Raw genomic sequence first — 13,318 nt, forward strand, 5'->3', positions numbered from 1 at the left:
CCGATGCACTCCAGGGAACGAGGCGTTTTCCTTGTCACAGACCGTCCTTGACGATCAGACACCCCAGCAGCGCTACACCAGCCTCTACAGCGACCTGTTGCACACCGTGCGCGACCTCGGTCTGCTCCGGCGCCGGTACACCTACTACTGGACCCGGATCGGGTTCGTCCTGCTGTCGCTGGCCGGGATCGTCACCGGCTTCGTCCTGCTCGGCAACTCCTGGTACCAGCTGCTGATGGCCGCCGCGCTGGCCATGGTGCTGACCCAGGTCGCGTTCCTGAGCCACGACAGCGCGCACCGGCAGATCTTCGACTCCGCCGCCTGGAACGACTGGACCGCGCGCGTCCTCGCCGGCGGCATCGCCGGCGTCAGCATCAGCTGGTGGCGCACCAAGCACAGCAAGCACCACAACGCCCCGAACCAGGTCACCAAGGACCCCGACATCGGCCCCGGTGTGCTCGCCTACGTCCCGGAGCTCGCCGAGGTCCGGACCGGCTTCGCGAAGTGGTTCACCGACCGCCAGGGCTGGCTGTTCTTCCCGCTGCTGACGCTGGAGGGCATCAGCCTGCACGTGTCGAGCCTGCAGCACCAGCTCCGCAAGGGCGCCTCGCGCGCTGAGCGGATCGAGGCCGCGGTCGTCGTGTCCCGCCTCGGCGGCTACGTCACCGTGCTGTTCCTGCTGCTCCCGCCCGGCAAGGCCGCGGCCTTCCTCGGCCTGCAGCTCGCACTGTTCGGCGTCTTCCTCGGCGCGTCGTTCGCCCCGAACCACAAGGGCATGCCGCTGGTCCCCAAGACGATGAAGATCGACTTCCTGCGCCGCCAGGTGCTGATGTCGCGCAACATCCGCGGCGGCGTCGTCGTCGACTTCCTGATGGGCGGCCTGAACTACCAGGTCGAGCACCACCTGTTCCCGAGCATGCCGCGGCCGAACCTGCGCCGGGTGCAGCCGATCGTGCGCGAGTACTGCGCCAAGCACAAGGTGAAGTACACCGAGGTCGGGCTGTTCGAGTCCTACGGGATCGTCATCGACTACCTGAACAACGTCGGGCTGCGCGCCCGCGACCCGTTCCAGTGCCCGCTGACCGCGCAGTACCGGACAGCCACCTAGGCCGGGGGGATCTCCCCTGAGCCACGGATCGTGAGCTTGACCGGGACGCGCACCGTGCGTCCCGGTCGATGCGGCTCGGGCAGCCGCTCGGTCATCAGCTGGATCGCCGTCCGCGCCATCACGTCGGCCGACTGCGCCACAGCGGTCAGCCCCGGGCTCAGCAGATCGCCCAGCGCCAGGTCGTCGAAGGAGACCAGGGCGACCTGGTCCCGCCGGCCGGCCATCCCGCGCAGCACCTCCGCGGTCGTCATGTTGTTCGCCGACAGCAGCGCGGTGGCCGGCTCCGGCCGGTCCAGTACGGCGGACAGCGTGATCCCGATGCCCTCGGTGGTCGGCTCGGACAGGTGCACCAGGTCCTCGTCGACCTCGATCCGGTGCCGCGCCATCGCCGCCCGGTAGGCCACCACGCGTTCGCGCGCGGTGAAGATCCGCTCGTCGTCGCCGAGGTACGCGATCCGGCGGTGCCCCTGGCGGACCAGGTGGTCGATCGCCTGGTCGATACCGCCGGCATTGTCCGCCAGTACGGCGTCCGCCTCGATGCCGTGCGCCGGCCGGTCGATCGTGACGACGGCCATCCCGGCGTCGACGTGCGGGGCCAGGTACTCCTGGGTCTCCCCGATCGGCGCCATGATCAGCGCGTCCGGCCGCCGGGCCACGAACTCCAGGCAGACGTCGCGCTCACGCTCCGGGTCCTCGTCGGTCAGGCCGATCATCACCACCGAGCCGCTGGAGCGCGCCCACAGCTCGACCGCGCGGCCCAGCGAGGCGAAGAACGGGTCGCCGATGTCGCGGATCACCACGGCGATCGTGCCGGTCCGGCCGCGGCGCAGCATCCGGGCCGACTCGTTCGGCGTGTAGTTCAGCTCCTTGATCGCGGCCTGGACCTTCGCGGTCAGCTCCGGGCTCACGTTCGGCTCCTCGTTCACCACCCGGGAGACCGTCTTCAGCGCGACCCCGGCCCGGGCCGCGACCTCCTTCATGGTGGGCCGGCGCTGCCCCGCTCCGTTGACACCGGTGATACTCACGGCCCACCCCTCCCCTAGAAGAAGCCCTTAGCTTTCCACGACGACCGGGATGATCATCGGCCGGCGACGGTGCGTGTCGCTGACCCACTTGCCGACCACGCGGCGGATCACCTGCTGCAACTGGTACATGTCGTCCACCCCGCTCCCGATCGCCTTCTCGATCTCCGCCTCGATCTTCGGCTTCAGGTCGTCGAAGACGGTGTCGTCCTCGGCGAACCCGCGGGCCTGGATCTCCGGCCCGGCCGTCAGTTTGCCGGTCACGGAGTCCATCACGGCGATCACCGAGATGAAACCCTCGTCGCCGAGGATCCGCCGGTCCTTCAGCGAGGTCTCGGTGATGTCGCCGACCGTGGAGCCGTCGACGAACACGTACCCGCACTCGACCTTGCCGGCGACGACCGCGCGGCCCTCGACCAGGTCGACCACCACACCGTCCTCGACGACCACCACGTTCGCGGCCGGTACGCCGGTCTGCCGCGCCAGCTCCGCGTTCGCGTGCAGGTGCCGGATCTCGCCGTGCACCGGCATCACGTTGCGCGGCTTGACGATGTTGTAGCAGTAGAGCAGCTCGCCGGCCGACGCGTGACCGGACACGTGCACCAGCGCGTTGCCCTTGTGGATCACGTTCGCGCCGTGCCGGGTCAGCCCGTTGATCACCCGGTAGACCGAGTTCTCGTTGCCGGGGATCAGCGACGAGGCCAGTACGACGGTGTCGCCGGGCTGGATGTGCACGACGTGGTGGTCGTTGGCCGCGATCCGCGACAGCGCCGACATCGGCTCGCCCTGCGAACCGGTCGAGACCAGCACCACCTGCTCCGGCGGGTAGTCGTCGAGCTCGCGCATGTCGATCAGCGTGTCCCCGGGGACCTTCAGGAAGCCCAGGTCCCGGGCGACGGCCATGTTGCGGACCATCGAGCGGCCGACGTACGCGACCTTGCGGCGGTGCTTCACGGCCGCGTCCATCACCTGCTGGACGCGGTGCACGTGGCTGGCGAAGCAGGCCACGATGATGCGCTGGCTCTTCGCGGCGGTGAAGACCCGGTCCAGCACCGGCGCGATGTCGCGCTCGTGGGTGGTGAACCCGGGCACCTCGGAGTTGGTCGAGTCGACGCAGAACAGGTCCACGCCCTCGTCGCCGAGTCGCGCGAACGCGTTCAGGTCGGTGATCCGGCCGTCCAGCGGCAGCTGGTCCATCTTGAAGTCGCCGGTGTGCAGCACCAGGCCGGCCGGGGTCCGGATCGCCACCGCGAGCGCGTCCGGGATCGAGTGGTTGACCGCGACGAACTCGCAGCCGAACGGGCCGAGCTGGATCGTCTCGCCCTCGACGACGGTCTGCTGCGGCACGTTGCGGTGCCGGTGCTCGCGCAGCTTGCCCTCGAGCAGCGCCAGCGTCAGCTGCGAGCCGACCACCGGGATGTCGCCGCGCTCGCGCAGCAGGTACGGCAGACCACCGATGTGGTCCTCGTGCCCGTGCGTCAGGACGACCGCCACGATGTCGTCCAAACGCTCCCGGATCGGCTCGAAGTCCGGGAGGATCAGGTCGACACCGGGCTGGTTCTCGTCCGGGAAGAGTACGCCGCAGTCGACGATCAGCAGCTTGCCGTCGTACTCGAAGACGGTCATGTTGCGACCGACCTCGCCGAGGCCGCCGAGCGGGATCACCCGCAGGGCGCCGGGGGCCAGTGGTGGTGGGGCGGACAGGTCGGGGTGGGGATGGCTCATGCAACCAGTCCTGACGTCTTGAGGTCTGTGGTCAGTGCGGCGGTCTGGGCGGTGGTCGCCTCGACCAGCGGGAGCCGGACCGTCGCGTGCTCGATCACCCCGAGCAGCTTCAGCGCGGCCTTCACCATGATCGCGCCCTGGGTCCGGGTCATGATCGCCTCGACGGCCGGGATCAGCCGCCGGTCGATCTCGCGCGCGGCGACCAGGTCCTGGGCGACGGCGGCGTCGATCAGCTGCCGGTACTGCGGACTGGCGGCGTGCGCCACGACGCTGGCGATGCCGACGGCACCGATCGACAGCCAGGCGAGGTTCAGCTCGTCGGCGCCGCAGTAGTAGGCCAGGTCGGTGTTCGCCATCACCTTGGTCGCGGCGGCGATGTCACCCTTGGCGTCCTTGACCGCGACGACGCGCGGGTGCTCGGCCAGCGCGATCAGCGTCTCGGTCCTGATCTCGACCCCGGCGCGGCCGGGGATGTCGTACAGCAGGTTCGGCAGGCCGGTCGCGTCGGCGACCGCGGTGAAGTGCGCGATCAGCCCTTCCTGCGGCGGCTTGTTGTAGTACGGAGTGACGACGAGCAGCCCGTGCGCCCCCGCGGCCTCGGCGGCCTTGGCCAGCTCGATGGTGTGCGCGGTGTCGTTGGTGCCGACGCCGGCGATCACCTGCGCGCGGTCGCCGACGGCCTCGACGACGGCGCGGACCAGCTGGTCCTTCTCGGCGTCGCTGGTGGTCGGTGCTTCACCCGTGGTGCCGTTCACGATCAGTGCGTCGTTGCCCTGGTCGGCCAGGTACCCGGCGACCTTCTGCGCAGCGTCTACATCGAGCGAGCCGTCCGGCCGGAACGGGGTGATCATCGCGGTGGTGAGTCGGCCGAAAGGCGGCGACGTCGGGCTTGAGGACATGGGGGTCAGGTTACCGCTCCGAACGCCTCAGGAAATGAGTAGGCCTGGTGGCTGTCCGCTCGGGGGTCCGGGCAGCCACCAGGCTCACTCGTCCTATCGGGTGCGGCCCAGGAGTCGTTACAGCTTTCGGGGAAAAAGTCAGAAAAAGTTTCTGTCGGAACGCTGCGTCGATCGATTTCACTCTCCGCAGCTGATTTCGGGGCCAAAAGCAACCGGGAACGGCCCGGAAACGGCACAGCCATGTCAGCGTCAGTTTTCTGCCATGCCGGATTCCGCCAGCGCCGAGCCGACGACGCCCGGCCGCACCGGGTGCCAGTCTGAGGCCAGTCCCGCTGGAGCCGGTTCCGCCCGGCGTACTCCTGAGGAGTGTCATGAAGAAGTTTGTGAGGCTGCCCGCCCTGGCCGCCACCCTCGGCCTCGCGGCCGCCACCGTGTCGGTGCTGCCCGCCGACGCCGCTCCGCAGGCCGGCAACCCGGTCACGCTCGAAGCGGTCACAACACTTGTCGGACCCGAGATGCTGAAGGCGTCCGATGCGCTCGAGACGACGCATTACCAGTCCGCGGTCCTCGGCGCGATCAACCCCGGTGAGTTCGTCTGCGGTACGACGCCGTTCACCAACTGGCTGGCCGGGCAGCTGACCGGCTGGTCCAACGAGCAGAAGCTGTACCTGGCCGCCTCGATCCTCAGCAACATCACCAGCTTCGCGGCCATGATCAACGTCCCGGCGCGGCCGTCGTTCGGGATCAACGGTGAGTACACCAAGAAGCTGACCAGCACCCTGCAGGGTCTGAAGGGTTTCTGGGACATCAACGGCAGCGCAATCAAGATGGTGCCGATGCACAGCTCGATCATGGGCGACCGCGCGGCGCTGGTGAAGGTGTACGAACAGATCGGCCGCCGGACCCCGGCCGAAGCCGCCGGCTTCGCCAACACGTACGCGACCTGGTACGAGGGTTTGGTCAAGCAGTTCGGCCGGAACATCCCGCTGATCAGCGCGAACGCGTTCGCCTTCAGCCCCAAGGGCGACCCGAACCCGGCGCTGGCCGCACTGCCGTACATGATCATCATGGGCGACGGGGTGCTGCAAGGCTTCGACTGGCTTCAGCTGGGCAAGGTCGCACCGCAGGCGGTGCTGGCCCACGAGTACGGCCACCAGGTGCAGTACAAGCGCTTCCTGGACGAGTCGTCGCTGACGACTCCGGAGGCGACCCGGCGGATCGAGCTGATGGCCGACGCGTTCAGCGGCTACTTCCTGGCCCACGCCAAGGGCGCGAACCTGAACCGCAAGCAGCTCAAGCTGTTCGCCGAGATGTCGTACAACATCGGTGACTGCGGCTTCGACGCCCCCGGCCACCACGGCACCCCGAACCAGCGGCTGCGGTCCAGCGAGTGGGGTGCCGACCTGGCCACCGACGCCCGCAACCAGAAGAAGATCATGCCGAGCTGGAGCTTCATCGGCCGCTTCGACGCCGCGCTGGCCACGCTCGTCGCCCCCGACGCCCCGGCGGTCCCCGCCGCGGCCTGATCCCTCGCAGGTGGCTGACCCCCTTTCCCCACGAGCGGTCACCCGCGAGTACGGCGGCTCGTGGTGCGTCACCCCAAGGACGCGCCACGAGCCGCGCCAGCGTTCGGCGTGCTTCGTGCCTCCCCGGGGAGGCACCACGAGCCGCTACCGTTCTGCCGTGTCCAACCCGCTGAACGCAGCCCCTCCCGCCGCCGCGGCGTCGCTGACGCTGGTCGTCCGCACGATGCTGATGGCGATCCCGCTGATCACGATCGTCCTGTACTTCGTACTGGTGACCGACGGCCTGGGCCCGTTCCCCGCACTCTGGGCACCGGCCGTCGTGGTCGCCGCCGCGGCCGCGGCGTACGCACTCGCCGAATTGATCGGCTTCCGCGCCGTCCCCCTCGAGCACGGCGGCCGCCCCGCCGACATCGAGTCCGAAGCCTGGCGCCGCTTCACCGCCTCCACCTTCGTCCGCTTCGCGATCTGCGAGGCGGTCTTCCTGCTGTCGATCCCGATCGCCTTCGTGGTGAACAGTTACTGGGTCGTGCTGGTCGGTGCCGTCCTCGCCATCCCGCTGGTCGCGTACGAGGTGCTCCCCTCCCGCCGCAACCAGCAACGCTTCGCCGCGTCATTGGAGGCCCGCGGGGTTCCGTCGTACCTGCTGGGTCGCCCGCAGGACTTCACCCGGCCGCAGGACTAGGCGGCAGTCCGGTAGACCAGGCAGCCCCGGCGCTCGAGCTGATGCACCCACTCGGGCACCACCGGCAGATCCAGCCAGCGCAGATCGAGCTTCTCCAGCGCGGGAAACGCATCAGGCCCGAGGTCAGGCAGCCAGGTGATCCGGTTGGCCCGCAGATCCAGGTGCCGCAACCGCGGCAACCTCGCGACCGCCACCGGGAAGCCCGTCAGCGCCGCCCCACGCAGGCTCAGCACGCGTAGCTCGGTGAGCTGGTCGAACGTCTCCGGAATCTTCCCTAGCGGATTCCCGTCGAGATGCAGCTCGCGCAGGGACGCGAGGTCGCCGTACGAGTCGGGCGGCGTCGTCAGCTGGTGAGCTCACGCAGGCCGGCTGACAGCGGTGGGACCTCGGTGAGATCCGTGGCGCCGAGGTTGAGGGTGCGGGTCATCCGCCGGCGATCCAGACCGACGTCGTGGACCAGAGTCTGGTGGCGAGGTCGGCCGCGATCGCGAAGGCGCCGGGGAGCAGGAGGACGCTGCCGAGGATGAGGGCGGGGGCGATCAGGAGGTTTTCGACCGGGCCGTTGGTGCGGAAGCGGAGCAGCTTGGGGAGGCGGATCTCGTACCAGGTCTCGCCGCGGATGGGCAGTGGCCAGAGCCAGGGGCAGCCGGAGCGGGTGAGGCTGTCGCCTAGGCAGTGGACGAACATGCCGAGGGCAACGGCCACGCCGATCCAGCTGCCGATGCCGTCGAGGCCGCCGCGGAGGGCTTCGACCGCCGACGTGCCGGGGAGCCAGCCGCCGATGATCGTCCAGCCGCCGGCGGCGATCACCACCAGCAGGATCCAGTCACCCAGTACGTCGGCCGCGAGGATCAGGCCGAGCAGGGCGATCGCGAGGACCGTCCGCCAGCCGCCGGCCGCGCCGGCGCTCGAGGTGGCGAAGCCGAGCAGGACGGCGGCGACGACGGTGTGGCTGAAGTGCCGGTGCTGACCCGTGCTGTCCTCGTCGCGGGGCCCCTTGGTCAGGGAGTAGAGCAGCGCGGAGAACGCGCGGATCACGTTCGAGACGAAGCCCGTCAGCGGCCCGAGCAGCCGGGACGCGGACGCGCCCGGGTGGTCGAGGTCGGGCAGCAGCGCGTAGCCCGCCGTCGCGGCCGCGAACGGCACCACTTCGGCGACCGTCGTCAGCCCCACCAACGGCGCGACCGCCAGCCCCGCGCACCAGCCGGACAACGCATGCGAACGCCCCATCACGGCGCCCCACCCCCATCTGTCGTGAAGCGCCGATTGTTTCAGCGCCCACCGACAGAACCCAGCAGCGCAACGCAGTCTCCCGCGTCACAAACCCGCCGACCCGCGGGCTCTACCCGCCAGGGGGACAGGGTCGGCCCGTCGGCCGTGCAGAGGCGCGGCTCGGTCTCCAGCCCGACGTGGTGGTGCTGAGCGCCGGGCTAGGCGTCGAAGTCGAGTGTGACCTTCGCCGACGTCGGGTGCGACTGACACGTCAGCACGTACCCAGCGCGGATCTCGTCCGGCTCCAGCGCCCAGTTCGTGTCCATCCGGACCGACCCGTCCACGACCTTCGCCCGGCACGTCCCGCACACCCCGCCCTTACAAGCGAACGGCGCATCCGACCGCACAGCCAGCGTCGCGTCGAGCACCGCCTTCGCGTGCTCCCCCAGCGGAAACGTCGACCGCCGCCCGTCGAGGATCACCGTCACCTCGGCCGCGTCCTCATCGACCGCCGTCTCCTCGACCCGCGCGACCGGCGCCTCATCGCCGACATGGAACAGCTCGGCATGCACCTGCTCCCGCGCAACCCCCTCGCCGAGCAGCAACTCCTGCGCGCCGACGACCATCGCGTAAGGCCCGCACAAGAACCACTCGTCAACAGTCTTCACCGGCAGGATCGTCCCCAGCATCCGCTGCAGCCGCTCGCTGTCGATCCGCCCGTTGAACAGCTCGACCTCGGTCGACTCCCGCGACAACACGTGCACAAGATGCAGTCGTTCGGCGTACCGGTCCTTCAGATCGGCCAGCTCGTCGGCGAACATCACCGACCCCGCGGTCCGGTTCCCGTAGAGCAGCGTGACGCGGCTCAGCGGCTCGACCTGCAGGATCGTCGCGACCAGCGACAGCACCGGCGTGATCCCGCTGCCCGCGGCGACGAACGCGTAGTGCTTGTCGTGCTGCGGGTCGAGCGTCGTCCCGAACCGGCCGAGCGGCGTCATCACCTCGATGGTGTCGCCGGGCTTCAGCACGTTCGCGGCGTACGACGAGAAGTCGCCGCCGGGGATCTTCTTCACCCCGATCCGCAGCACGCCCGACCCGGCGGGCGAGCAGATCGAGTAGCTCCGCCGCACGTCCTCACCACTACGCCGTACGGTCAAATGCTGGCCCGCAGCGAACTCGTACTCGCCGGCCAGCGCGGCCGGCACGTCGAACGTGATCGCGACCGAGTCATCGGTGATCGCGTCGACGGCCTTCACGGTCAGCGCGTGAAAGGTCGCCCGGCGCTTCGGCAGAACACTCATCTAGATCGCCTTGAAATGGTCGAAGGGTTCGCGGCAGGAATTGCACCGCCACAGCGACTTGCACGACGTCGACCCGAACCGGCTCAGCTCGCTCGTGTCCGGCGACCCGCACAGCGGGCACCGCAGTGTCAGCGACACAGACACCGGTCCACCGACAGCCCGCGTCCCGGTCGGCGGCGCGATCCCGTACTCGGTCAGCTTCGCCTTGCCCGACTCGCTCATCCACTCCGTCGTCCAGGCCGGCGACAGCACGGTCTCGACGCGCCCCTTGAGGTGCAGCGAGTCCAGCGTCAGCTCGACCTCGTGCCGGATCAGGTCCATCGCCGGACAGCCCGAGTACGTCGGCGTGATGGTGACCACGACCTCGTCGCCCTCGTGCCGGACCGCCCGCAGTACGCCGAGGTCCGCGATCGTCAGCACCGGCACCTCCGGGTCCGCGACCTCGCCGACGGCCTCCCAGATCGCGGTGTCGGTCACCATGTCGCCCCCGGGTGCGACCGCGCGACGTGCTGCAGCTCGGCGAGCAGGTAGCCCAGGTGCTCGGTGTGCTTGCCCTCGCGACCACCACCGTGCTGGTACGCCGAAGCCGGCCGCTCACAGGTCGACTCGTCGATCACCGCGTGGACGCGGCGCAGCCACTCCTCCTCGAGCCCGGCCGGGTCCACCGCGACGTCGAGCCGCTGGACCAGCGAGTCGGTCGCGAACAGCTCGGCCGTGTACGGCCACAGCGCGTCGAGCCCGGCCTGCATCCGCCGGTGGCTCTCCTCGGTGCCGTCGCCGAGCCGGAGCACCCACTGGGTCGCGTGGTCGACGTGGTACGCGACCTCCTTCACGGCCTTGCCGGCGACGCCCGCGAGCGTCTCGTCGGCACTGCCGCGCAGTACGTCGTACAGGAGATGCTGGTACGTCGCGAAGTACAGCAGCCGCGCCATCGCGTGGCCGAAGTCGCCGTTCGGGAGCTCACACAGCTGGACGTTCAGGAAGTCGCGCTCGTCGCGGAAGTAGGCGAGGTCGTCCTCGGTGCGGCCGGCACCCTCGACCTCGGCGGCGTACTGGAGCAGCGACCGGGCCTGGCCGAGCTGGTCCAGCCCGATGTTGCCCAGAGCAACGTCTTCCTCGAGCTGCGGGGCGGCCGCGATCCACTCGGCGGTGCGCTGCGCCGCGATCAGCGCGTCGTCGCCGAGCCGCAACGCGTAGCTGAACAGGTCGCTCACAGGTGGTCGACGCCTTCCGGGACGGTGTAGAAGGTCGGGTGCCGGTAGACCTTGTCGCCGGCCGGGTCGAAGAACTCGTCCTTCTCGTCCGGGCTGGACGCGGTGATGTCGGCGGCCGGCACGACCCAGATCGAGACACCCTCCTGGCGGCGGGTGTAGACGTCGCGGGCGTTGCGCAGGGCCATCGTCGCGTCCGGCGCGTGCAGGCTGCCGACGTGCGTGTGCGACAGGCCGCGGCGCGACCGGACGAAGACCTCCCACAGCGGCTCGATCATGCCGCGCTCTCCTTCTTGTCGGCCTGCTTGGCGGCGTACGCCGAGGCCGCCTCGCGGACCCAGGCACCGTCCTCGTGCGCCTTCACCCGGTGCGCCAGCCGCTGCTGGTTGCACGGGCCGTTGCCCTTGACGACCTCGTACAGCTCGGCGAAGTCGGGCTCGGTGAAGCTGTAGTGCCCGGTCTCCTCGTTCAGCCGCAGCCCGTCGTCGGGCACCCGCAACCCCAGTACGTCGGCCTGCGGCACCGTCATGTCGACGAACCGCTGCCGCAGCTCGTCGTTGCTGTGCCGCTTGATGCCCCAGGCCATCGACTGCTCGGAGTGCGTCGACGACGCGTCCGGCGGGCCGAACATCATCAGCGACGGCCACCACCAGCGGTCCAGGGCGTCCTGCGCCATCGCCTTCTGCCCGTCGGTCCCGTTGCACAGCGTGTGCAGGATCTCGAACCCCTGCCGCTGATGGAACGACTCCTCCTTGCAGACCCGGACCATCGCTCGCGCGTACGGCCCGTACGAGCAGCGGCACAGCGGGACCTGGTTGACGATCGCGGCGCCGTCGACCAGCCAGCCGATCGCGCCGATGTCGGCCCAGGTCAGCGTCGGGTAGTTGAAGATGCTGGAGTACTTCTGCCGGCCGCTGTGCAGCAGGTCGAGCAGCTCGGCCCGGTCGACGCCGAGGGTCTCGGCGGCGGCGTACAGGTAGAGGCCGTGGCCGGCCTCGTCCTGGACCTTGGCCATCAGGATCGCCTTGCGGCGCAGCGAGGGCGCGCGGCTGATCCAGTTGCCCTCGGGCTGCATGCCGATGATCTCGGAGTGCGCGTGCTGCGCGATCTGCCGGATCAGGGTCTTGCGGTACCCCTCCGGCATCGCGTCCCGCGGCTCGATCCGGCCGTCGGCGTCGATGGTGGCCTGGAAGCTGTCCATGGTCGTCAGCATAGCCCAGTTGTGACACTTCATCGCCACTTCGAGCGAAAGGTGTCACAAGAGCGGACGGGGTGGTGGTAGCACCACCCCAGCAGGGGTGTCAGACCGCTGGGAGGGCCCGCCGCGCGGCGGCAGGATTCAGGTAACAGTTCAAAGCCTGCACAGTTTCCTGGAAGGACGAACCGCCGTGGCACACACAGCGACTCCCCCGGCCGTCGAGCACCGCGGCCCCGTCACCCGCCGGGAGCGCGCGCTCGCCCCGGACCTGATCCGCGGCGCGATGCTGCTGCTGATCGCCCTGGCCAACGCCGCCAACTTCGGCTTCGCCGGCGCCCCCGGCGTCAACGGCACACCGCACGGGCTCGAGCGGGTCTTCAACCTGCTCAAGCTGACCCTGGTCGACGCCCGGGCCTACCCGGTCTTCGGCCTGATGTTCGGGTACGGGCTGGTCCAGCTCGCCCGGCGGCAGCGGAACTCCGGCAGCTCGGTGGGTGCCGTGCGTTCGATCCTGCTGAAGCGGCACCTGTGGATGATCGGCTTCGGCCTGGTCCACGCGACCCTGCTGTACTTCGGCGACTTCCTCGGCGCCTACGGCCTGATCGGCGTGCTCTGCACCTTGCTGCTGCTCAACCGCAGCGACAAGTTCCACCGCCTCATCATCGTGATCTGGGCCCTCCAGGTCCTGTACGCCGTGGGCACCGGCGTGCTGGCGCTGATCGCCGCGCTCAACTCGACCGGCCCGGCCGCGACGATCACCAACAGCCCGAACCCGTCGCTGGCGGCCACGTCGTACGGGCAGAGCCTGGTCGACCGGCTGCACGAGTACCCGGCGCACACCGCCTTCGTCCTCGGTCTGATCGTCGTCGTCTGGCTGGGCATGTGGGCCGCGCGTCGCCAGATCCTGGAGAACCCCGCGCAGCACAAGACCCTGCTGACCCGCGTCGCCGTCCTCTGCCTCAGCATCACCGTCCTGGGCGGCCTGCCGCTCGGCCTGGTCGGCGCCGGCTGGCTCCACGTCGACTCCAACGCCGTCAGCTCGTTCGAGTTCCTGGCCCAGATCAGCGGGCAGTTCGGTGGACCCGGGTACGTCGCCCTGTTCGGCCTGATCGTCGCCAAGCTGCTCCGCCGCCCCCAGCTCGGCCGGCCGCTGACCGCCATCTCCGCCCTGGGCCAGCGCTCGCTGAGCGGCTACCTGTTCCAGTCGGTCGCCTGGACGATCCTGCTGGCGCCGTACGGCCTGAACCTCGACCTCGGCAACACCGCCTTCACCGCGGCGGCCGCCGCGATCGCCATCTGGATCGTCTCGGTCCTCGCTGCCAACGCCATGCAGCACCGCAACTACCGCGGCCCGGCCGAAACCCTCCTCCGCCGCCTCGTCTACAACCGCTGACCCCTCCAACCGACAGACGGCTCGGCCCGGCCCTCCCCGGC

14 protein-coding genes are annotated in these 13,318 nt (G+C 69.7%); 4 read left to right on the forward strand and 10 right to left on the reverse strand.

Translation table 11 applies throughout. The features are described from left to right. Positions 1-31: 31 nt before the first annotated feature. Positions 32-1,108, forward strand: a complete 1,077-nt coding sequence (locus tag ACZ6Z4_RS16345) for a fatty acid desaturase family protein (RefSeq protein ID WP_465563956.1) — start codon at positions 32-34, stop codon at positions 1,106-1,108. Here the strand turns inward: ACZ6Z4_RS16345 and ACZ6Z4_RS16350 are convergent. Genes ACZ6Z4_RS16350 through dapA form a run of 3 tightly spaced genes read right to left on the reverse strand, consistent with a single transcriptional unit; the run spans position 1,105 to position 4,754 of the window. Continuing rightward, a complete protein-coding gene (locus tag ACZ6Z4_RS16350; RefSeq protein WP_465563959.1) occupies positions 1,105-2,133 on the reverse strand; it encodes a LacI family DNA-binding transcriptional regulator in 1,029 nt (342 codons plus the stop codon). The two genes, ACZ6Z4_RS16345 and ACZ6Z4_RS16350, sit on opposite strands and share 4 nt — an antisense overlap. A 27-nt stretch (positions 2,134-2,160) precedes the next feature. Beyond that, positions 2,161-3,855, reverse strand: a complete 1,695-nt coding sequence (locus tag ACZ6Z4_RS16355; RefSeq protein WP_465563964.1) for a ribonuclease J — start codon at positions 3,853-3,855, stop codon at positions 2,161-2,163. After that, positions 3,852-4,754: a 4-hydroxy-tetrahydrodipicolinate synthase gene (gene dapA / locus ACZ6Z4_RS16360; protein ID WP_465563967.1), complete on the reverse strand. Its 903-nt coding sequence runs from the start codon at positions 4,752-4,754 to the stop codon at positions 3,852-3,854. The genes ACZ6Z4_RS16355 and dapA overlap by 4 nt, the downstream gene beginning before the upstream one ends. Positions 4,755-5,125: 371 nt before the next feature. On the opposite strand from dapA, the gene ACZ6Z4_RS16365 reads away from it, so the two are divergent. Both ACZ6Z4_RS16365 and ACZ6Z4_RS16370 read left to right on the forward strand, forming a co-directional pair. After that, the gene (locus tag ACZ6Z4_RS16365) at positions 5,126-6,280 is read left to right on the forward strand and encodes a hypothetical protein (protein WP_465563970.1); all 1,155 of its coding nucleotides are present in this window, start codon (positions 5,126-5,128) and stop codon (positions 6,278-6,280) included. A 157-nt stretch (positions 6,281-6,437) separates the two neighbouring features. Further along, complete coding sequence (locus ACZ6Z4_RS16370; protein WP_465563975.1) at positions 6,438-6,962, forward strand: hypothetical protein; 525 nt, start codon at positions 6,438-6,440, stop codon at positions 6,960-6,962. Here ACZ6Z4_RS16370 and ACZ6Z4_RS16375 read toward each other — a convergent pair. The 7 genes from ACZ6Z4_RS16375 to paaA all read right to left on the reverse strand — a co-directional run bounded on the left by ACZ6Z4_RS16375 (position 6,959) and on the right by paaA (position 11,887). Beyond that, positions 6,959-7,309 carry a leucine-rich repeat domain-containing protein gene (locus tag ACZ6Z4_RS16375; RefSeq protein WP_465566738.1) on the reverse strand — a complete coding sequence of 117 codons (351 nt, stop codon included), beginning with the start codon at positions 7,307-7,309 and terminating at the stop codon, positions 6,959-6,961. The two genes, ACZ6Z4_RS16370 and ACZ6Z4_RS16375, sit on opposite strands and share 4 nt — an antisense overlap. 76 nt (positions 7,310-7,385) lie before the next feature. Beyond that, entirely contained in the window at positions 7,386-8,192 is an 807-nt protein-coding gene (locus tag ACZ6Z4_RS16380; protein WP_465563979.1) for a metal-dependent hydrolase, read from the reverse strand. A 200-nt stretch (positions 8,193-8,392) separates the two neighbouring features. After that, positions 8,393-9,475 carry a 1,2-phenylacetyl-CoA epoxidase subunit PaaE gene (gene paaE / locus ACZ6Z4_RS16385; RefSeq protein WP_465563982.1) on the reverse strand — a complete coding sequence of 361 codons (1,083 nt, stop codon included), beginning with the start codon at positions 9,473-9,475 and terminating at the stop codon, positions 8,393-8,395. Then, positions 9,476-9,955: a 1,2-phenylacetyl-CoA epoxidase subunit PaaD gene (gene paaD / locus ACZ6Z4_RS16390; protein WP_465563985.1), complete on the reverse strand. Its 480-nt coding sequence runs from the start codon at positions 9,953-9,955 to the stop codon at positions 9,476-9,478. Beyond that, positions 9,949-10,689, reverse strand: a complete 741-nt coding sequence (gene paaC, locus ACZ6Z4_RS16395; protein ID WP_465563988.1) for a 1,2-phenylacetyl-CoA epoxidase subunit PaaC — start codon at positions 10,687-10,689, stop codon at positions 9,949-9,951. The genes paaD and paaC overlap by 7 nt, the downstream gene beginning before the upstream one ends. Beyond that, entirely contained in the window at positions 10,686-10,964 is a 279-nt protein-coding gene (paaB, locus tag ACZ6Z4_RS16400) for a 1,2-phenylacetyl-CoA epoxidase subunit PaaB (RefSeq protein ID WP_184794187.1), read from the reverse strand. The genes paaC and paaB overlap by 4 nt, the downstream gene beginning before the upstream one ends. Continuing rightward, positions 10,961-11,887, reverse strand: a complete 927-nt coding sequence (gene paaA / locus ACZ6Z4_RS16405; protein WP_465563992.1) for a 1,2-phenylacetyl-CoA epoxidase subunit PaaA — start codon at positions 11,885-11,887, stop codon at positions 10,961-10,963. Before paaA ends, paaB begins: the two co-directional genes overlap by 4 nt. Positions 11,888-12,074: 187 nt before the next feature. On the opposite strand from paaA, the gene ACZ6Z4_RS16410 reads away from it, so the two are divergent. Beyond that, complete coding sequence (locus tag ACZ6Z4_RS16410) at positions 12,075-13,277, forward strand: DUF418 domain-containing protein (RefSeq protein ID WP_465563995.1); 1,203 nt, start codon at positions 12,075-12,077, stop codon at positions 13,275-13,277. Positions 13,278-13,318 lie beyond the last annotated feature (41 nt).

This window comes from Kribbella sp. NPDC104740 (genome assembly GCF_055583505.1).